The 21,033-nt window shown below is 64.2% G+C and carries 13 protein-coding genes; 7 read left to right on the top strand and 6 right to left on the bottom strand.

Going from position 1 to position 21,033, the window contains the following annotated elements:
• Positions 1–38 precede the first annotated feature (38 nt).
• The gene (locus ACR81A_RS03430) at positions 39–956 is read right to left on the bottom strand and encodes a LysR substrate-binding domain-containing protein (RefSeq protein WP_440312608.1); all 918 of its coding nucleotides are present in this window, start codon (positions 954–956) and stop codon (positions 39–41) included.
• Positions 957–1,141: 185 nt separating this feature from the next.
• Here ACR81A_RS03430 and ACR81A_RS03425 point away from each other — a divergent pair, with 185 nt between their 5' ends.
• From ACR81A_RS03425 to ACR81A_RS03415, 3 genes are read left to right on the top strand one after another with little or no spacing between them, the layout of a single operon-like run.
• Positions 1,142–2,518, top strand: a complete 1,377-nt coding sequence (locus ACR81A_RS03425) for an MFS transporter (RefSeq protein ID WP_440312607.1) — start codon at positions 1,142–1,144, stop codon at positions 2,516–2,518.
• A 22-nt stretch (positions 2,519–2,540) separates the two neighbouring features.
• A complete protein-coding gene (locus tag ACR81A_RS03420) occupies positions 2,541–3,761 on the top strand; it encodes an FAD-dependent oxidoreductase (RefSeq protein WP_440312606.1) in 1,221 nt (406 codons plus the stop codon).
• Positions 3,758–4,378, top strand: coding sequence for an NADPH-dependent F420 reductase (locus tag ACR81A_RS03415; protein WP_440312605.1), 621 nt, complete (start codon positions 3,758–3,760; stop codon positions 4,376–4,378). Before ACR81A_RS03420 ends, ACR81A_RS03415 begins: the two co-directional genes overlap by 4 nt.
• A gap of 86 nt (positions 4,379–4,464) precedes the next feature.
• On the opposite strand, the gene ACR81A_RS03410 is transcribed toward ACR81A_RS03415, so the two are convergent.
• The 4 genes from ACR81A_RS03410 to ACR81A_RS03395 form a co-directional block, all read right to left on the bottom strand.
• Positions 4,465–7,572 (bottom strand): InlB B-repeat-containing protein, encoded by a 3,108-nt coding sequence (locus ACR81A_RS03410; protein ID WP_440312604.1) that lies wholly within the window; start codon positions 7,570–7,572, stop codon positions 4,465–4,467.
• Positions 7,573–7,932: 360 nt separating this feature from the next.
• Positions 7,933–10,497, bottom strand: coding sequence for a putative Ig domain-containing protein (locus tag ACR81A_RS03405; protein WP_440312603.1), 2,565 nt, complete (start codon positions 10,495–10,497; stop codon positions 7,933–7,935).
• A gap of 64 nt (positions 10,498–10,561) precedes the next feature.
• Entirely contained in the window at positions 10,562–12,283 is a 1,722-nt protein-coding gene (locus tag ACR81A_RS03400; RefSeq protein ID WP_440312602.1) for a leucine-rich repeat domain-containing protein, read from the bottom strand.
• Between the two features lie 197 nt (positions 12,284–12,480).
• Positions 12,481–14,793 carry a response regulator transcription factor gene (locus tag ACR81A_RS03395; protein WP_440312601.1) on the bottom strand — a complete coding sequence of 771 codons (2,313 nt, stop codon included), beginning with the start codon at positions 14,791–14,793 and terminating at the stop codon, positions 12,481–12,483.
• Between the two features lie 758 nt (positions 14,794–15,551).
• Between ACR81A_RS03395 and ACR81A_RS03390 the strand changes: the two genes are divergently transcribed.
• The 4 genes from ACR81A_RS03390 to ACR81A_RS03375 all read left to right on the top strand — a co-directional run bounded on the left by ACR81A_RS03390 (position 15,552) and on the right by ACR81A_RS03375 (position 18,557).
• The gene (locus ACR81A_RS03390; protein ID WP_440312600.1) at positions 15,552–16,151 is read left to right on the top strand and encodes a hypothetical protein; all 600 of its coding nucleotides are present in this window, start codon (positions 15,552–15,554) and stop codon (positions 16,149–16,151) included.
• A 386-nt stretch (positions 16,152–16,537) separates the two neighbouring features.
• Positions 16,538–16,855 carry a nucleotide pyrophosphohydrolase gene (locus tag ACR81A_RS03385; RefSeq protein ID WP_440312599.1) on the top strand — a complete coding sequence of 106 codons (318 nt, stop codon included), beginning with the start codon at positions 16,538–16,540 and terminating at the stop codon, positions 16,853–16,855.
• On the top strand, positions 16,842–17,132 hold the full coding sequence (locus tag ACR81A_RS03380) for a GIY-YIG nuclease family protein (protein ID WP_440312598.1): 291 nt from the start codon (positions 16,842–16,844) through the stop codon (positions 17,130–17,132). The genes ACR81A_RS03385 and ACR81A_RS03380 overlap by 14 nt, the downstream gene beginning before the upstream one ends.
• A 6-nt stretch (positions 17,133–17,138) precedes the next feature.
• Positions 17,139–18,557: a DNA/RNA helicase domain-containing protein gene (locus ACR81A_RS03375; protein WP_440312597.1), complete on the top strand. Its 1,419-nt coding sequence runs from the start codon at positions 17,139–17,141 to the stop codon at positions 18,555–18,557.
• Between the two features lie 364 nt (positions 18,558–18,921).
• Here the strand turns inward: ACR81A_RS03375 and ACR81A_RS03370 are convergent, their stop codons facing one another.
• Complete coding sequence (locus tag ACR81A_RS03370; protein WP_440312596.1) at positions 18,922–20,748, bottom strand: DUF4209 domain-containing protein; 1,827 nt, start codon at positions 20,746–20,748, stop codon at positions 18,922–18,924.
• Between the last annotated feature and the right edge of the window lie 285 nt (positions 20,749–21,033).

The following is a 21,033-nucleotide window of genomic DNA, read 5'->3' as shown; positions in this document are numbered from 1 at the left end:
TTCCGTGGCCAAGGCTAGCCTAAAGTACATCTGATGATCTACTCTGAGCGCGGATCAGACGCCCCAAACGTCTCCTCCGCGAAGTCGAGCAGCGCCGATGCCCGCGGCGTGAGCCAGGCGTCCCGCGGCCAGATGCCCACCACATGCGACACGGTGACGGGCGGGTCGAGCCGCCGAGTGACAATCGGTTTTCCCTCAAGGCTGAGCGGCACGAGGTTCGGCCGCGACATGAGCAGGCCGTAGCCAAGACCGCGCGCCACGAGCGCCTGAACGAGCCCGATCTCGGTGACGCTCGCGGCGATCACGGGTTCGAGGCCGCGCGCGGCAAACGCGTCGAGCACGTTCGTTGTGCCCGGGGTCGCGTCGAACTGGATGTACGGCTCGTCGGCGAGGTCTGCAAGGTCGAGCGCCTCGGCCCGCGCGAGCGGGTGCTCGGGGTGCAGGTGGGCCTCGAGCTGCGTGCCGTAGATGTTGCGCTTCCGGAGGCCGGTGGGCAGCGACACGTCGTACACGAGCGCGACGTCGAGCCGCCCGCCCTCGAGCGCGGCGAGCAGCTGCTCGTTCGTGCCGACCATAATCTCGATCTGCACGCCCGGATGCCGCTTCGGAAACTCCTCGAGCAGCGACGGCATCACGTTCGAGGCGAACGTCGAGTAGCACCCGAGCTTCACGGGCCCACGCAGCTCCTCCCCGCGCCCGGCGCTCAGCACGAGCTCCCGGGTGTCGGTGACGATCTGCCGCGCCTGCCGCGCGAACTCCACCCCGGTTGGCGTGAGCGTCAGCCCGCGCGCCTTGCGCCGCACGCACAGTTGCTCCCCCACCGCGCGCTCGAGCGCCGTGATCGCCTGCGACAGCGCCGACTCAGAGATATGCAGGTGGGCGGCCGCGGCACTCAGCGTGGTGAAGTTCGGCAGCGCAGCGAACAGCTCCAGCTGGCGCAGGCTCACGTCACTCATAGCCACCCCGATCCCGATCTGATTCTTTCATCATACCAAATTTGTTCCTCATATTACTGTGATTTACACACAGAGACATCGCCGCCACCATTGAGAGGAAGCGTCTTCCCGCCCCCTGGGGGAAGCCGCTCACCGGCCTGCCCGCACCACCACATTCACGCCCGACAACGACGTTAGGGATCACGATGTCCACACCCGCCTCCGGCGCGCCCACCTCGCTTCGCAGGGTCGCGTTTGCCACCATCATCGGCACCACCATCGAGTGGTACGACTTCTTCATCTACGCCACGAGCGCCGGCCTCGTGTTCGCGCAGCTGTTCTTCGAGCCCGCGGGCAAGGAGATTGGCCTGCTGCTCTCGCTCGCCACCGTGGGCATCTCGTTCCTGTTCCGCCCGCTCGGCGCGTTCCTCGCTGGCCACTTCGGGGACGTGATCGGTCGCCGCGCGGTGCTCGTCATCACACTCGTGCTCATGGGCGCAGCCACCACGCTCATCGGCGTGCTGCCCACATTCGCTCAGATCGGGATCGCGGCTCCCATCCTCCTCCTCGTCCTCCGCATCTTGCAGGGGCTCTCCGCGGGTGGCGAGTGGGGCGGCGCCGTGCTTATGGCCGTCGAGCACGCTCCCGCCGATCGTCGCGGCCGCGCGGGGTCCTGGCCTCAGCTCGGGGTGCCGCTCGGCTTCCTGCTCGCCTCGGGCGTGACCGCGCTCATGACGGGCGTGATCTCCCCAGGCGCCGCGTACCTCGAGTGGGGCTGGCGCATTCCATTCCTCGTGAGCATCGTGCTCATCGTTGTGGGGTTTGTGATTCGCCGCTCGGTCGAGGAGAGCCCCGTGTTCACCGAAATCGCCGAGCGCGGCAAACAGAGCAGCGTGCCCATCGTGCAGCTGTTCAAGAACCACTGGCACCTCGTGCTCCTCGCCGCCCTCGTCTTCGCGGGCAACGGCGCGCTCGGGTACATGACCACGGGCGGCTTCCTCAACAACTACGCGATCAACGTGCAGAGCATTGACACGACCGCCGTGCTCGTCGCCGCCTCGGTCGCCGCATTCCTGTGGTTCTTCTCGACCCTTCTCGCCGGGTATCTTGCCGACAGGATCGGCCGCCGCACCACCTTCCTCATCGGCTTCGCACTGCAGGCCGCCATCGTGTTTCCCATCTTCTGGCTCGTTGACAGCGGCGGGCTCGCTGGGCTCTACACCGCGCTCGTGCTCATTTCCACGAGCCTCGGCCTCACCTACGGCCCGCTCGCCGCGTGGTACTCAGAAATCTTCCCCGCGTCGATCCGCTTCTCGGGCGTCTCGATCACGTATGCGCTCGGCGCCATCTTGGGCGGCGCCTTTGCGCCCCTGATCGCGCAGATGCTACTCGAGGCCACCGGCTCCACCGCGGCCGTGTCCGGCTACCTGCTCGCCGCGTCGCTGCTCGGCGGTATTGCGACGCTCTGCCTGCGCGACCGGCCCGGCATTCCGCTCGGCCCGGACCACGAGGCCGAACAGGCCACCGGCGCCACCATGTTCTCGCAGCCCGCGCCCGCACGCGAGCTTGCGCACACCCGTTGACCAGCAGTTCGAAGGAGTCATCATGGTCAGTCAATCCACCAGAGTCGCGATTATTGGCGGCGGGATGGGCGGTCTCACGGCCGCGATCGCGCTGACAAGAATCGCCGGCGTCGAGGTGACCATCTTTGAGCAGGCGAGCAAGCTCGGCGAGGTGGGCGCGGGCGTCACCGTCGCGCCGAACGCGCAGCGCGTGCTCGATGCTCTCGGTGTGCTCGAGCGCGTGCGGAACGCGGGCGCGGTGCCCGATGGGCATGGTGTCTACCAGGGGTCGATGGGCGACCTCGTCACCGATGCGGCGTGGGAGGATTCGGCGAAGCAGTACCGCAACATCGGCATGTACCGGCCCGACCTCATCGACGTCCTCGCCTCCGAGGTGGCCCCCGCCACCATTCGCCTCGGCCACAAGCTGGCCGCCGTGCACGAGGCGGGCGCCGGGGTGCGTCTCGAGTTCGAGAACGGCGTCACCGAAGAGTTCGACGCGGTGGTGGGGGCCGATGGCATTCACTCCGTCGTGCGGAAGTCGGTGGGTCAGTTCCCCGAGCCCGTGTACTCCGGCTACATCGTGTACCGCGGTGTGGTCGACGCGTCGCGTCTGCCCGCGGACTGGCCCATGATCAGCCAGGTGTGGATGGGCGATCAGCGCCACTTCATGTGTTACCCGCTGCAGCAGCGCAAGCTCTTCAACTTCGTCGCGGGCGTGCCGAGCGACCGGCCGCTGCACGGCCCGTGGTCGGGCCCGGCCGAGGTGAGCGAGCTCGCAGCCGAGTACGCGTCGGACATCTGGGATCCCCAGCTGAAGGAGTTCATTGGCGCCATCGACCAGACGTTCTGGTGGGGGCTGTTCGATCACGAGCCGCTGACCAACTGGTCGCGCGGGCCTATTGTGCTGCTCGGCGACGCCGCGCACACGATGCTCCCCCACCAGGGGCAGGGCGTTAACCAGGCGATCGAAGACAGCATGGCTCTCGCCACGTTCCTGAAGGCCACGCAGACCGTTGCCGACATCCCTGAGGCGTTCCGCCGCTACACCGCTGTGCGCATGCAGCGCACCGCGATCCTGCAGCACGGCTCCCGGCGGTCCGGCTGGATGTTCGATGCGCAGCACGAGTTCACCGATCTCTCGAAGCGCGATGCAGACCTGCGGGTGGGACGCGACTTCCGCCGCAGTGCGGTGTTCGACTACGACGCGCAGAAGGTCGCCGAACAGGCGCTCGCGCGGTTTGAAGGGAGCGCGGTCGCATGACCTCGATCAGCATTATTGGCAGCGGCAAGATGAGCGCGGCGATCGCGGAAGTGGCGGCGCGTGCCGGGTGGGACACGCAGATCCTGCGCCGCAGCACACTGAGTTCTTCGGGCGACCGGCCGGGCGTCACGTACAGCGCGCTCGGCGAGGACCTGACGGGAGGGCTCGTTGTGCTCGCCGTGCCGTTCGTCGCGTACCCGAGCATCATCGAGCAGTATCGCGATCGTCTGGCGAGCAAGGTGGTGGTCGACATCAGCAACCCGATCGACTTCAGCACCTACTCGCCGCTCGCCCTGCCGGGGCGCGAGTCGACGGCCTCCGAGCTGGCGCGGCAGCTGCCCGCGGGCACCGCTGTCGTGAAGGCGTTCAATGTGAACCTGGGCGACACGCTCGCGAGCGGCACGAACGGCACCACCCCCACCACGGTGCTGTACGCGGGCGACTACGCGGAGGCGAAGATCGCGGTCGCGCAGCTTGTCGAAGCTGCGGGCATGCGCGCGGTGGACGCGGGCCCGCTCCCCCGCGCCCGCGAGCTTGAGGCAATGGGATTCCTGCAGATCTCGCTCGCTGCGCTTGGCCGCACACGCAACGAGTCGGGCTTCACGCTGCTGCCGTAGCGCGCTCAAGCGGGTGCGGGCCCCGGACAACCGAGAGGTTATCCGGGGCCCGCACCCGTTGTGCGTTGCGTTGAATCGCGCTGCGCCTACGCGTCGGCTGCGGTGTCGGGCTGCGCGCGGCGCTTCCGTGCCACAAGCAGGCCCGCGCCGAGGGCGAGCAGCACGGCCGCGGCTCCGAGCGCCGGGGCGATGGGTGCCCCACCCGTGCGCTCGAGCGGCTGCTGCGGCGTTGCGGGGTCAACGGTCGGCGGAGTCGGCCCGGGCGGCGTCGGCCCGGGGCCGGGGCCCGGCGGCACGGATGCCTTCTCCCAGCCCGCCACGAGGGTGATGTCCGCGGTCACGGGTGCCGCGAAGTCGTACGCTGCACCAGCCAGCGTCCAGCCGGTGAAGGTGAAACCGTCACGCGCCGGGTCGGCAGGCTTCGCCACCGCGTCACCATCGGTCACCTCAGCAGTGAACGCGGCGGCACCGTTCGCCGGATCAAACGTCACCGTGTGCACGGCGGCGGGAACCGCTTCCCAGACCGCCAGCAGCGTGATATCCGAGGTCACCGGCGCGGTGAAGTCGTACGCGGCACCTTCCAGCGTCCAGCCCGTGAAGGTGAAGCCCTCGCGCGTCGGGTCAGCTGGCTTCGCAACCGTGTCACCATCGGTCACCTCAGCGGTGAACGTGTCGCCACCGTTCGCCGGGTCGAAGGTCACCGTGTGCACCACCGCGGGGATCTCCTCCCACACAGCGAGCAGCGTGATGTCGGCGGTCACCGGGGCGGTGAAGTCGTAGGCCGCGCCGTCGAGCGTCCACTCCACGAAAGTGAAGCCGTCGCGCTGCGGGTCTGCGGGCTGCGCCACGGGATCCCCATCGACAACCTCGGTGGTGAACACGTCGTTTCCGTTCGCGGGATCAAACGTCACCGTGTACAGGGTGGCGGGAATCTCTTCCCACCCGGCCACAATCGTCAGGTCGGAGGTGACCGGCGCAGAGAAGTCATACGCCGCGTCTTCGAGCGTCCAACCCGTGAACGTGAATCCCTCGCGCTCCGGATCCGCAGGCTGAGCGACCGGATCGCCGTCCGTCACCTCGACGGTGAAGGTGTCCTCACCGTTCGCGGGGTCAAACGTGACCGTGTGGATCACGGCGGGGATCTCTTCCCACGCCGCCACGAGGGTCAGGTCCGAAGTGACGGGCGTCGAGAAGTCGTACGCCGCGTCGTCCAGCGTCCAGCCCGTGAACGTGAACCCGTCACGATCCGGATCTGCGGGCTGCGTGACCGGGTCGCCGTCCGTCACCTCCGCGGTGAAAGTGCTCTCACCATTGGCAGGGTCGAACGTGACCGTGTGCGTCACAGCAGAGAACTGCGCGTACACCGTCTGCCCAGCAGCCACCGCGGTGGTCACCTCGGTGCCGCCGCTCGCGCTGTCGAACCAGCCGAGGAAGGTGGTGCCTGCAGGAGGGGTCGGCGCGGTCGTGGGCAGCGGAATGGTAGCGCCCGGCGCTGCGACCTCGAACCAGCCGCCGGTGGCAGCGGCGTCGCTCAGGAAGCTGCCTTGCGCGCCCGGCAGCACCGGTGTCAGGCCGGCCCACGCGCCACCGTTCTCCGTCGCGTCGAAGCGCACGTAGTCCATGGTGAAGCTGCCCGCATCCTGGTTACCCTCGGCGCGGTAGGCGACGCCGCGCTGGTCAGCGGTCAGCCCCGTGGCGTCCGTGACCACGCGAGACGCGGTGTGCGTGTCGGCCGCGAGCGGCGGCACGATCCCCACGGTGGGTACGGCTGCCTGCTGGCCACGGCTGTCGCCGGCAAACACGGTAGTGCTGTTCTCGGCGGCCACGGGGGTCACGGTGCCGAACACGCCGAGCATGAAGGCGTCCTGCTGCGCGACCGGCAGCCCGCACCCGGCACCGCCGGAGCACGTGAGCCCGGAGACCGAGTCGTTGCGAGTAAAGATGTTGTTCGTCAGCGTGCCGATCGGGCGCACAAACCCTGTGCTGTCGAGCGTCGAGTGCGTGCCGAAGTCCACGCCCTTGCGGCCATTCGCCTTCGTGTTGCCCACGAAGGTGTTGTTGCTCAGATTCACGTCGACGCGCAGCGAGGCCTGAATCGCACCGCCGGTGTCAGACCCACCCAGGTCACCGGAGACGTTGTTTGCAAAGGTCGAGTTGGTCACCGTGAGGTTCGCGGGAAACGGGCGGCTGCTGTTGGCATTGCGGCCCTCGATGAAGATCGCTGCACCGTCGTCACCCGCCTCGTTCGCCACAAACGAGCTGTTGCGCACCACGAGCGAGCCCGAGGTGTTCGCGCCCGAGTTGAAGACGGAAATTGCTCCGCCGTCTGCACTGCCGGGGGTCCCTGCAGAGAAGGTGCTGTTGCCCTGGAAGAGGTCGTTCTCGAGCACCAGCTGCACGTTTGAGTTGTGCAGGGCGATCGCACCGCCGCGCGGCTGCGTGCCGCCCTCGCGGAACGTGTTGTTCTCGAAGAGGGAGTTCGCGATGCGAAGCGTGCCCGAGCTGCCCGCGCCCGCGCGTGCAGCCCCGCCGGAGTAGCCGTAGCCGCCGTCGCCCACGTTGTTCGTCACGCTGACTCGGTTCATCACGGTCTCAGCGCCGGCGTTGTTCCGCCCGAAGGAGAATGCTGCGGCCGACGAGGCGGTGTTGCCGCTCAGCGTGACGTCTTCGATGCGCAGCGCTCCCGATCCCGCTCCCCCAATGTTCAGAGCTGTCGCACCGAGATCCGAGATGGCGAGCTCACTCAGCGTCACCACGGCGGCGTCGTTCTGTGTGAGCTGCAGGCCACCGTTCGTGCGCCCTGCGGCTGGCGCGAGTGCGAGGTTGCGCACCTGCACCGAGCCTGTGCCGCCAGCCTGCACGTCCAAGTGCTTGCCGGTCGGCGGCGCGAGCAGCGTATGCCCGGCACCTTCGACGGTGATGTTCGCACCGCTCGCGTTTGCGAGTTTCACCGAGGCGGGAAGCTCGTCGGGAAAGCCCACGCCCAGCACGATCTCCGTGTCAGCGGTCGCTGCGGCGAATGCGTCGCGGAGCTCCTCAGCTGTCTCCACGGTCGTCGCGTCGGCAGCGTATGCTGCGGTGCCCGCGACGAGTGGTGCGACGAGCAGCGCTGAGACCACACCAAACACCGCCGTGAGCCGTGCGCTTCGACGTGGTCGAGTTGTGGTGAATACGGATTCTCTGTTGTGCCCCATACTTCGACGGTAAGAGGGCAGAACGAGAGCACTACGTAAAGCATCTCGGTCTACGTAGTAGGCGCACTCAATTTGGGCGAAAAGTGCGCGGATCTACGCAGCACTCACACGCGTCTGAGTACCCGGCAAGCAACACAGTCATTCGCAGGTGGGCACCTCGGGCGGATCACTGTTCGCTTTCCGTTTCGTTGGGCCGCGACGACTTCAGCGACGATCGTTCTTCCCAGACATTCAGCCGCGCAGGGTCTCACAGCAAGAGAACCTCCGGGTGGGAGTGGCCTGAACATCAGCCACATCCACCCGGAGGTTCTCTATCTCTTCAGCCCCTTGCGAGGCTACGCCAGCCTGGGCCGGGCCTGTTTAGGCTCTCACTCGCCGACGGCTGGGGCGCGAAGCGAGCACCGCTCCCCCTGCACAGAGCGCGAGCGCCACGGCCCCCAGCGCCCAGAGCCCTGCCGCGCCTGTCTGCGGAAGCTGCTGAGAGTTCTCGTCACCCTTGCCCTGTGCGACAGGCGGCGGTGTGGCGGAGGGTTCTGTGGTGGGCGGATCCGTGACCGGCGGCTTCGTCCCGGGAGGAGTGACAGTCGGCGGGACGGGCGCACCTGCCACTGAAACGGTGTAGTGCTTGGTGTCTGCACCGTGGTCGTTCGTTGCGGTGAGCGAGAAGCTGTATTCACCGGCCTTCGTTGCCGTGCCGGAAAGCACTCCACTCGCAGCATCGAGGCTCAGTCCAGGCGGAAGCTCACCGTCAGAGATGCTCAGACTCGGGTCAGGGTAACCATCCGTATCGACCGAGTGACGATACTTGTCATCCACTGTCGTGTTCGGCAGCGAGTCCGTTGTGATGCGCGGCAGAGCTCCGATGACCACGGTGTAGGTACGGCTCTGATCCCGGTCCACCCCGTTAGAGGCAGTGACCGTGAAGTCGAAGCTTCCCGCACGGCTCGGCGTGCCAGCGATCTCCCCGGTCGCCGGGTCCAGCTCCAGCCCGTCCGGCAGATCGCCAACGACATCGATCGCCGGAGTAGGCGTTCCGAAGGCATCGATCTCTGCGGTGTATGGGGCGCCGACGAGCCCGTTGGGGAGCTCATCCGGAGCCAGGGTGAGCCCTGACACCCGCGTACGTGCGATGCCCATCGTCCCGTCTGCCGTGTAGATCCAGGTTCCGCCCGAAACGGTGTCTGCTGCGGAGGCGACGCCCGCCGCATGGAACCCGGTGCGCACGGAGCGCAGCACTGACCCGTCCTCGATGGTCACGATCTGAAGCACTCCGCGGCTTTCGAGCACGCTCAGGGTTCCACCTGACACGCTCACGTACACCGGGGCGGCGAAACCGTCGAAAGAGGTCAGCACCTCGAACGCGGATACGCTGCGAACCTCGACTCGACCGTTCGTGCGGTCCGGGATGAAGTATGCGGGAACCCCGGCATAGTCGGCGACCGTCGCAGCGCCCGCTTCATACGGCACCGAGTGGGTTCGCACCACGCTGCCCGTCGTCGTATCGACCACGCTGAGCGAGCGCGCTCGCGCGTCGGATACGAGGATCTCGGTCGAGTCCGGTGAGCTTCCGAGCGTGCTCACGCGCAGCTGAAGTGTGTGCAGGAGTGCACCGGTATCGGGATCACGGATCTCGAGGGGCCCGTCCCACCAGCCAGTCGCCAGCCGGGCATCCTCAGTACCACTCAGGGCGACGCTGGGAAACTCCTTTCCCGAGAGCTTGATCTCCCGCGCGAGTGTGTCGCTCGCTGTGTCGTACACCTTGATGTTCCGTGACAGCCGATCGGAGACGAAGAGCTCTCCTTCAAAGCTTCCCGGAGCAGCGGGCCGGAACCCGAGCCCGTCCCAGGGATACCCGAGCGAGTCCGTCACGTACTCAAGCTGCGCACTCGCCTCATCGAACGCGACGAACCCGCCGTCGGGCCGGAATCCGAACACAGTGCCCTGACCGGCCTGCTCGCCAGGCAGGTACCCCACTGCCGACATGCCGTCGTCGCTCATGGGGAACGGCAGGCCCGGCCCGAAGGCGTACGCAGACACGAGCTGGCCAGTCGCCAAATCGATGCGGCTGATCGTGCTGGTCTCCTGGCTGGTGACGAGCACATGTTCCGAACCCGCGCTCCCACCAGGGAGCACGGTGATATTGCGTGCTTGGTTGGGCCCTTCCTGGGCTGGCAAGAGGCGAGCCTCGATGAGCGCGCCCGTCGCAATATCGAGGCGCAGTATTTCGCCCCTGTTCCCGGCGTCAACGACCAGCAGACTGCCCGATCGGGCTTGCGCGTCCGCTCCGGGCGCGAGCCCACCGATCCATCCGCCCCAGGGCACGTGCGCCTCCATGACCGTATCTCCGGTGGCGACGTCTACTCCGTAGATCGAGTCTTCGCTGGAAGCACCGACGAACAGGGTCCCCTCTGTACCGTCGTCGCTGCCCACAAAGGCGAGCGAGGCCGGCGTGGGGCCGGGCACCGAGATCTCGTCTACCCAGCTATTCGTCGCGATGTCGTAGACGCCAACAGAGTTAGAAAACAGCGAGACGAAGAAGAGACGACCGCTCGCCGACGTCGCTCCGGGCGCCGCCGCGACCCCGTGGGTACCGTTGAGCCCCGTCACCGGAGTGATCGCGGCACGGCCAGACGGGATATCGAGGATCGGAGCAATGCCCGTATAGCTCGAGGTCACGACCGCTCGAGGCGGCACGCCGTCAGCACCCGGAAGTATGACGGCGGACCCAGCACCGAACTGGGCAGGCACGCCCGAGAAGGTGCGGGAGACCTGGGCTGGCCCGACCGCCCGCGTCAGCGGCCCGGGAGGTGTGAGCTCGGTCGTCACGCCATATTCATCAGGGGCGCGGTCCTCTGCAAGGGCGGGCACTGCACTCAGCGCGGGCGCGAGCAGCAGGCCAACGGCCAGAGCCGTGGCGGTAGACACGAGTCGCCTCGTTCGTTTCTGCATTCAGATGTCCTTTGTCGGGGTTCAGAAGGGTGTCAGGCGACTACTCGCCCGCGCGACGCCGTCGCGAGCGAAGCACGAGGTATGCGCCGGCAGCGCAGAGCAGCAGCGCGAGCGAGCCCAGGGCCCACGGGAGGGCCGCGCCTGTGGCGGCGAGTTTCTCGGTAGTGGTCGCCGTCGTCCCCGGAGCAACCGGAGCCGTTGTGGGCGGCTGGGTGGTGGGCGGTACAGTCGTCGGCGGGGTCACGGTCGGCGGAGTTACCGTGGGCGGCTCGACGATCGGTGGCTGGGGCCGCACGGCCCCCTTCCCCACCGCGACAGTGACATCGCTCTCCAGAAAATTGCCGTGGCGGTCCGTTGCACGAACGGTGAGCGCGAAGTCGCCCTGCTCGGTCGGCGTTCCGGCAAGCACTCCCGCTTCGCTCAGCTGTAGGCCGGGAACCTCACCGGATGTCAGGCGGTAGCCTGCCGCGGACGTAGCGCGAGTCAGTTCAGTATCCGTGAACCCGGGGGTCGTGCTAAACGCAAACTCGTACGGCGTCCCGACTTCGCCCTCGCCAGGCGCGCTGGACTCGAAGTCGGCGCGTCCCACCGCGAAGTCGACGGTCGCGGAGAAAGGGGGGCCGCCAGGCACCACAGGCTTTGAGAGGAACACCTCAATGCGATCCGCATCTGCTTCAATGTCGCTCCATACCGCACCATCTCCATCTTCGGTAGGAGCAGCGTGCTCCACCACCTGCTGTCGTTCACCAAAGGGCATCTTGAACATCGGCACAATGTCGCTTCGGGTGAACTCGCTCGCCCCCGTGGGAATCAGCGCTTTCCCTCCGTCGACTTTCTGGTTGTTGAACCCAACGGTTGAGATTTCGGGCCAAGTTTCCAGCATCGAAAGATCGGTGACATGGTTCGAGTTGATGTTCAACAGGTAGAGCTTCTGCTTGCCCCGCAGCGGTTCAAGGTCACTAATTTCCGCGTCGGGCGCCGAGATCACCTGAATGTTGTCGATTCCGCTGAGCGCCGAGATATCCGAGACACTCGTGTTCTGGAAATACAGGCTGCCGATGTTGGTGCTCTCACTCAGCGGCTCAATCGAGTCAATTCCGGTGTACGCCACCTGCAACCAGCCAAGTTTCGTATTGCCACGAAGCGCTTCAAGTGATGTGATTTCCGTCCAGTTCAGCTCAAGCCAGTTGAGATTTGGCAGCGTCGCGAGCGGCGAAATGTCAGAGATGGGGTTTCGACTCGCGGTGATCTGCCGCATGTTCGAGAGACCGCGCAGTGGTTCAAAAGAAGTGATGTTGTTCTGGTCCACGTAGAGCAGAGAGAGATTCGTCGCAATCTCGAGGCCGGTAAGGTCCGTGATCCCCACGTTCTTCGCGGTGAGCGACTGCAGGCGGCGCAGGTCCCCCTTGGTGAGCGACTGTGGTGAGCTGATATTGAGCTTGCGCGCAATCTCCCGTCGCAGAACCGGGTCGGGGATTTCGGCGGGCTCACGGTCGTCGGGCAGCGCTCGAGTCTGTCGCGGTTCCAGAGGCTGAGCCGGCCGATGGTCGACGCTTGCCTCGCTCGGGGTCGTTGCTCCCAAGCCAGTGTCCGACCCCAGCGGAATGTCAATAATGTCTGTAGGGAGCGCCTGTGCTGCGGCAGGCGCCATCGCACCCGTTGCGAACACCCCACCCACGACGAGCGCGCCAATCAACATGGCTGTCCCGCGGCGCAGCGTCTGAGGCGGTGTCCACCCAAAGTCCATTCGGCGCAGGCCCATACTCGCGCTCCTCGCTTCCCACTGTGCGCCCTCCGCCCGGTTGGCGGAGGACTTCCACCATCCATGCCAACATCGAATATTGACGCTGGGTATGGTGTACGCAGAGATCACGTGCGCTTCGCGCGCAGGGTGAGTGGAGTGGATTTGAGCAGTAGGTGTTCACTTCAAGGTGCTGAGGAATTCGCTGGGCAGCTTTCCTAGAGCGATTGCAGTAGCCGCGCAAGCTCTTTGCGGTTTGCCAGCCCCGTTTTCTTGAGGCCATTCGCGATGTGATTCTCAACAGTGCGCCGGCTAATACTCAGTCGTTCAGCTATCTCAGTGTTACTCAGCTCTCCTCCGAGCCGACCAACCTGTAGCTCGCGGCTACTCAAGAGCTGAGCAATATCACCGGTGGCAATCGTCTCAGTTCGGCGCTGCAGCACAGTCGAGAGGATGCGTTCAAGCACCTCGGCGAGCGGAAGCTCCTCCCGCCGCGCACTGCGATACGCGGCCCCGAGCACACGCACCAGCATCTCTGCATCATCTCGGTCCGGGGACAGCGTCGCTCCCCACGCATCAAGCCCACGCAGGTCCCGCTGCGCCATAAGCCGAACCCCCTCAGCGGTGGAAACATAGGCCGGGATCGGAGCAATCGTGAATGCACGGAGAAAAGCCTCCGCAATGCGCTCGTTCCACCGAATCGTGAGGCTGAGTGCCGCGGTCTGCACCGCACCGAGGCGGTAACCAAGCTCAAGGCTGCGATCCACCGTCGCTTCAACGGCAGATGCGAACTCCTCGGGCTGATCCGACAAGCGAATGGTCGCGTCCAAGAAATCTGCGCTCATCCCGATGCCCGGGCCAATCGAGGGCAAGCGGGTTGCTGCCTCTCGCTGCAGGTTGTCTCGAAGTCGTGTTTGGCCGGAGTAGTGCGCCAGACCGGCTTCCAAAGCGAAAAGCGCGCCGTAGAAAATGTTGAGTGAGCTTGAGGGCTGGCCCGCAACCGTGCCTTCGTCAACGTACTGGCGCATGAGCTGAATGTCGCCAAGGTATAGTGCGCCCACGGCCGCAACGTAGCTCAGCATCGTGTATTCGGATCGGCTGAACCGTTCGCGGGCCAGCTCGCGCTGCTCCACGGCGCGGCGAACTGACTCGCGCACTTCACCTTCGAGGTACAGTTGCGCCGTTTCAACGAAGCCGATGAACACACCGTGCCCCGCGAGGTGAGTGGCGCTTTCCACGCCTCGGCGCACCCCATCAACGTCGCCGAGCGAGAGCGCACAAGCGATCCGGCCTACCAGCTCCCACTCATCATTCGGCGGTGTTTCGAGTCGGGCAATGTCTTCGGGCACACCGCGCCCGTCGGCGATGTCGAGGCCCGCCATCGCGGCGTTGAGGGATGTCTCCATGCCTGGGTTCAGTTCAAGCAGCTGTGCAAGCATCGCGCGTTCGCTCTCGCTATCATGCTCATCAAAGCGCAGCCACTGCAGGCGACGCATCGCGAATGCCTGGTGGATGCGCTGATCAACAAGCCGATGTGACATCGCGGTCTGGCTCAAGACCCGGCGCACTCGCCCCGCCTCGCTGGATACTCCCATGGCGGCGGCCAGGTAGGCAAGCGCATTGGCGGGTGTCGGCGCGACGGTCCACGTACGGAATGTCGCTCGAGTGGCACGCTCTTCATGTTCTACAAAGCTGCGGGCCAGCAGTGCGAGCTCGTTGCCGGGGGCCTCGCTCAATACCGGGGTTCCGTTGTCGCTCAGGCTCTCCTCTGGGAATGCACCAACGTAGGCGTGCTGTTTGACTCGGTTCACGAGCAGCGGCGGCCACACTTGCACCAGCAGCGACGCCCGTGCACCTACGGGCGCTGCATAGTGCAGGTCGAACACTCTGCGAAGCAGCGGTTCGGAGAATCGCTCGACCACTCGGTCGTGCAGCACGGGCCCCTCGGCAGCGAGCCAGGAAACGAGTTCCCGTTCCTCCGGGGCAAGCTCGGCCAGGAGCCCGTCAATGAGCGGCGCCAGGTGGTTGTTCCAGAGTCGCCGCCCGTCGCCTCGCCAGTGCGAGCCGTCGAGTTCAATGAGACCTGCGTACTGCGCGCTCTCGGCGAGCGCGATCGTGAGGCCAGCGTTTCCCCCGGCCTTGCCGTAGATCTGCAGGTGCGTGCGAGACTCGACCGGGTGCCCAAGGGCGGATTCGAGGAGCAGTGCGCTACTTGCGAGGTCAAGATCCGGGATTGGGATCACAGCTTCCGGCCATACCGGCGGGAAATCGAGATCGTGGGCATGCCCAACAAGTTCGGTACTGACCACGACAACACCCACCCGTTTGCGCAGCACCGACAGTGCGCGAAGCGAGAGCGAGTCGACCAGGTGAACATCGTCGATAGCGATCACGTCCCGCGCACTCAGCGCGCTTGAGAGTGAGTCAACCACCCCCGAGAGCTCGCGCTGTCGAGGGCCGAGCGAGAGCGCATCGCGCAGTTGCTGCAGCGCGTAGCCCGGGTGCTCGCCAGCGAGCTGGTCGCCGCTCATCTGGAGAACCGTGGTTCCACTACTCTCAAGCGATTCGATGGCCGCACGCAGCACGGTGGTTCGGCCGCCCAGGCGGCGCCCCACGATCCGAGCGTTTCGTCGTGCCCGTACTGCGGCAACAACCTCTTGCACCGCTTCCCCGTAGACCAGCATGGGCTGCCTCCCGTTCGTCAGGGCTCGGAGGAGCAGCGCGCGTGAACGGATGTTCCACGAGCTCTTCGCGAGCGCAGGATTATTTCACCACGCGGTGCCCCCCACTGGGGAGAGCTTTCCTCACATACTCACGGCAATTCCAGCGATACGCCCCATACACCTAGCCCCCCTTACCCAGAAGTGCCGACAACTCGAAGGCAGATAGGTGGAGTCGTGTCTTTGCAACGGGTGTCACCCCAGCATCGTGCGAAGCCTCGAGGAAATCGAGGCTGGCACCTCATAGATCAAGGTTGGTCACAGGCGAGAAGGCAGTCGCCGCAAGAGTTGCCCGCCCTCTCGGCGCTACTCAGCAGCGCCCGCGAAGCTCCCGGAACAAGAAAAGTGTCCCCTAGTCACGAGCAAGTTCCTGGCCCGTCCACCCGGTATTTTCTACTTTCGCCTCACCTAATCCGGGAAACAAGCTATGCCTGGAGCTTCCGACAAAGGGACGATTGCTTCCCGCCCCTTGGCGGCGTCAAGACAGACCGACCCAAAGGAGTCTTCACAACAGTTCTCATGCATGCGTGCCCAACATTCTGAACTCCCTATAACCCGAGGAGATAGACATGAAACTCTTCAAAAAGCTCACCTCACTAGCTCTCGCGTCGCTCTTGGCAGGAGGGGGCCTAGTTGCCAGCGCAGCGGCCGCTAGTGCAACCCCGAACGCAACGCAAAGCAGCTCAGTTAGTACAAGCAACGGATTTACCGTTGTGGGACCTACTGGCGAGCTCAGAACGATAGCCCCCGATGAGTTCAACACCACGAGCTACCCCGGCCTCAGCGCGACTATGTCGCTTGCTCCCACCGACCAAGTGCTACTCGCGAATGAAGATCGCATGTTGCTCATCAAAGATGCGTCAGGGATTGTCCTACTGAGCTCCGTGAATCCTGTCCTTGGCGACGCGCTAAACCCCATCGAGGCGAAATTTGTAGTTGTAGGTGACAAGCTCGTCGTCACACCAGCCGATGCACAGTTGTCACAGCAACGCCCGACATCACGGGCTGCTTGTGCCTCCGCTTTCTGGGGGAACCTCATCTTTAACGTCGGCATGTACGCGGTGTGTGCGATGCTCGGCATTGGCACCGGAGGCGTCGGTGCGCTTCCTTGCAGTATGGCCGTTATCGGCGCCAATCTGGGGATCAACTGGGATAAGCCCTGTAAGTGAGGCTAGCAATGCACTGGCTGAAGTTCGGGCGGAAAAACGACGGTGTTGGCCCGCGACCAAGAAAAGCACGACTCAGCTTCGGCCTCCTCTATGTGGTCGTTGTCGTGTCCGGTAGCCTGCTGGGCTTCTGCCTTCAGGCCGCACTTGGCTCTCGCGATTGGAGCAGCATCCCGATCTCATTGCTTCCAGTTTTGCTCGGCGCGACCTTGGGACATCTCGTCTTTTGGGTCGCGCATCGTCTCGGGAAACCTAGGAAGCGGATGAACCGTCAAGTGGACTAGACCGGACGTGAGCCGGTGGGCGAGGGGACTCTTGCATCGGGCCCAACCTCATCATCTACCGGCTCACGCCCTCACCAGGCGTAGCCCCTTGATAAGTTGAGAGCCATGCATGGAGAAGCACTGCGCAATGAGCTGCGCGAGTTCGTCGCTGAACGCGAGTGGCAGCAGTTCCATTCCCCAGAGAACCTCACAAAGAGCATCAGTATTGAGGCAGGCGAGCTGCTCGAGTGTTTCCAGTGGGGCGATGCCGACGTTGCCTCGGCCCAGGACGAGCTCGCAGATGTGCTGACTTACTGCATGCTGCTTGCAGACCGGCTGGGCCTTGATCCGGATACCATCGTCGCCGAGAAACTCACAAAGACTCGAGCGAAGTACCCAGTTGAGAAGTCCCGCGGGAGAAGCGAGAAGTATGACCGCCTTTGAGCTGGAGCGGTTCCCCTTTGCTGCCGACGAGATCCGGGTATGGGGTGCGTCAGATACGAAGCATCGCAACTGGCCGGTGGTCTACGTCATGTCGAACGACCGTGAGGTCTACGTGGGCGAGTCGCTCAACGCCGAGGGCAGGATGCGTCAGCACCTCGATTCCCCAGAGAAGCGTGAGCTCGAGTGGGTGCGCGTCGTGCTGGATGAGACGTTCAACAAATCTGCCTGCCTGGATCTCGAGTCTTTCCTCATCCGCATGTTCTCCGGCGACGGGTAGTTGCAGGTGCTCAACCAGAACGCCGGGATCACAGACCGGGACTATTTCGATCGGGATCGCTACCGCCGCACCTTCGACGCCGTCTTCGAAGAGCTTCGCATCAGCGAACACCTCTTTCAGCGCACGCTTCCGGAGATCATCAACAGTGACCTCTTCAAGCTCTCGCCGTTCAAGGCGCTGAACCACGATCAGGCGGTAGCGGTCGAGGACATTCTTGAGGGCCTCTTCGCCGACCTTGAGACGGGTGCACCCAGCACGGTCGTGGTGCAGGGAAACCCCGGCACCGGCAAGACGGTCGTCGCGATCTACCTCCTCAAGTTGCTCGAAGACATCCGGAATCACAACGCTGAAGACTCGCCCGATAGCGATTCACTCTTCAGCGAGTTCTTCACTCCTGGCCACGCGGAGCTGCTCGCCTCGCTCCGCGTAGGCATCGTGGTGCCCCAGCAGTCACTGCGAGAGTCGATCGCAAAGGTGTTCGCCCTCACGCCCGGGCTCGACAAGAAGATGGTGTTCACTCCGTTCGCCGTCGGGGAGAGCGAGCAGCCGTTCGATCTCCTGATCGTGGATGAGGCGCATCGACTCAACCAGCGAGCCAATCAAGCGTCTGGTCCGCTGAATCAGAAGTTCGCAGCAATCAACGAGAAGTTGTTTGGCGCGGATGACCCCAATCTCACCCAGCTCGACTGGATCCGCAAACTGAGCACCCATACGATCCTCATGCTCGACACTGGCCAGAGCGTGCGTCCCGCTGACCTCTCTGCAGAGACGACTCGGGATTTGCTCTCCACCGCGGCAGCTCAGAATCGTGTCTACCCGCTCCGTTCACAGATGCGGATCGCGGCAGATGCAGACTATGTTGGCTATATCCGCCAGGCACTGAGCAGCACTCCCCCGCCTCGCCTCGAGTTCCCCGACTACGATCTCCGATTCTTCGACGATCTCGGCGAGATGCGCCGGGAGATCTTGCGCCGCGAAGAGGAGCACGGCCTGTCGCGTCTCGTGGCAGGTTATGCCTGGCCGTGGGCCAGCAAGCGGAACAAGAGCGCGTTCGATATCGAAATTGACGGTGAGCAGCTGCGCTGGAACTCAACGCAACGAGACTGGATCAACTCCCCTGGCTCAATCAACGAGGTGGGCTCGATCCACACGGTGCAGGGCTACGACCTTAACTACGCGGGCGTTATCATCGGCAAGGATCTCCGCTACGACTCTGAGTCGCAGAGCATCGTGTTCGACCGCTCCGAGTACTACGACAAGAAGGGCCGCGAGAACAACCCGAAGCGCGGCATCACGTACACGGACGACGACCTGCTGCAGTACGTGCGCAACATCTACACGGTCCTCCTCACCCGAGGCATCCGAGGCACCTACGTCTACGTCTGCGACCCGTCGCTCCGCGAGCATCTGCGCAGGCTGTTCTAACAGGCGAGTAGAAGCTCGTCCGGCCCACGCGTGAAGCCCCTCGAGCTTCGCCCCATCTGGGTTTACCTCAATTTGAACCTGCGACCCCTTGACCCCCAGGCGTCCAAGTGGTTTAGCACTCGCCGAGAACCGCGTAATTCCGCGGATCAGATCATGCAGAGCACGTCACGAAATGCGTGAATTGAATGGTTCTGGTCCCCTTTTGGTCCCCTCGACAAGCGACGAAAAACTGTTACGAGTTCGCTCCACCCTCGTGATGACGTGTTATCTACGATCTTTGTGATGACGCGGTCAGCATCTATCGATTCATCAACGGTAAATGCGCTTGCGTGGCAGCGCTGAGCGACAGACTCGAGAGACGCTTTTAGTCCGTTTCCTGCCCAGGATCCGAAGGTTCTCGCGCTTCAGCTGCGCCTGGATCGTGCAGCGCGTTCCAGTAGGGCATGAAGACGAGCTTGAGCGTGAGCCACCACAGGTAGACGCTAACGCCTGAGGAGAAGGCAGCATCGCCGGCTAATCCATGCGCGACCTCGTTGCGAAGATTCGGGCCGATGGGTCCGCACAGCAGTGCGCGAAGTTCGAATGCAACGTCCTCACCGAATATGTCGACGACCCGCTCGTTCTCCATAAGCGCGGAGAGACCGATCTCGTTTTCGTCTCCGTCCGCGCTAATCACGCTCGTGCGCTCACCGGAGTTCGCGAGGTGCAATCGCACTAGTGCTTCGATCGCGGGCACTAGGAGATGGACTGCGGCCCCGAAGTCTCCGTTGTAGCCATAGTGCAGCCCCCTCGCAAATATCCCTTCATGCGTGCTAGGCACGATTGAACTGCCTGCAGCAAGCGCTTGGAAGTCGCCAATGTGTAGCCGGTGATCAGTAGAGAGCTGTCTCCAAGCCCTCGGCAACACGATACCGCCCAGAAGATTGACTCGCAGCTGATAGTGCTGGATCATCCCTTCCCAGATGGCGGCCCTCTCACCATAGATCGTGGCATCGTCATTCGCAGGCGAACGGTATACGGTGCGCCCATCGGCGCTAAGGGTCCGCCGCGTCGCCAAAAAAGAGAGAGGGGATCGCCGCTCGCGCGCTTCAGTCTCAGTCCGAGCCGCCGACACACTAGCGAAGGCCTGTACGTCAGCGAAGCACCGGACAGACTCAACGGGATCGTCGCTACGGATTGTGGCGAGTAACGCAGCAACATAGCCGCTGAGATCGCCGCTCTCCGTAGTGAAAGTTTGCATCTGGCCGATCGCCGCGGCGCCGCTTTCCCGGATTCGACGCGCCAGTTCGGTCGGCAGGTCGGCCGCACCAAGGCGCTCGCGGGCCGCGCGAGACAGCGTACGGAGGATTTTAAGGGCCAGCTCTAGATGAACGGATGCTCGAAAAGCCTCGTTAATTTCTGCTTCAGCGATCAGTCGCTGAACAATTGTGTACGTCGCTTCTTCGGCCGCCCCAGGATCGCCTGCACGTTGATACCACTCGGCCGCGACCTCCAAGGTGTTCTGAGCGGCGATAGATTCAATGCCTTCAGCCTGTCCTGCGAGGTGTGCCGCGATCGCCGCTGCATGCTCTCGCCCAAGTCGATGCTCGCCGAGCATTCGCGCCGCGCGCACCGCAAGCGCGCCGTCGGAGGAAGTGCTCGCGGCCTCAACGAGTTGGCTCTCGATCTCGTCGAGCTGAACGGATGCGACGCCACGGAAACGAACAGCGACGGCAAGCCCACGTTCCCACTGCTCAGCGGCATAGCTGATTGCTTCGCTGGTCACCCCATGGTCGGCCAGGGCCTGGAGCTGCGCCACATGCCGAGCCGGGCGAAGCGCAGTATCCCCAGTGATTGCGACGACGTCGAGGACGCGACTCCGAAGGATCAGACTGGGGATGAGTGGGGCGATCTCGGCCAGCACCGTAATGTCCGCCTCGGTGAAGTCTGCGGGAATGGGACTCCGCCGATCACCGAATGCAGCGAAAGGACCGTAGGGGTTGGTCCAGTCGTTCCCGTTCGGCATGAACCCCGCTATCGTCGCAAGCAGATCTGCGACGAAACGGACATCGTCGTCGACATCGTCGTCATCCGAGATTGCGCGGAGAGGGCTGCCCATAAGGAGCGTTCCGGTGTCTTGTTCGGCGAATGCTGCCTGCAACTCAGGGTGGTTCGCAGCAACCTCCCATCGAGAGTCCTGACCCGCGTTCATGAGTCAATGATAATGCCGAGCGTCGGCAATAGCCGTCTTAACTTCGCTGGATAGCTACAGATACTCCTGTTTGTCGTAGACCTCGACAGCACCTAGAGTTTGATTCGCCGCAGTGGTCCCTGAGCTACAGGTATCCAAAGCAGCCTATGGGCCTCGTTCTCTGCCTAGTTCTGCAGGTCAGGGGACTTCAGAACGCTCTGGATTGCATGCTTTGCAAGGTTGTGGGCACCTTCTGGTCGCCCTCGCCGCTAGGCTTCGCGAAGGTTGGTTGGCACACCGAATTCT

This window comes from Leucobacter chromiireducens (assembly GCF_051993095.1).
Taxonomy (GTDB): domain Bacteria; phylum Actinomycetota; class Actinomycetes; order Actinomycetales; family Microbacteriaceae; genus Leucobacter; species Leucobacter chromiireducens.
This window is presented reverse-complemented; position numbering and strand designations above follow the sequence as displayed.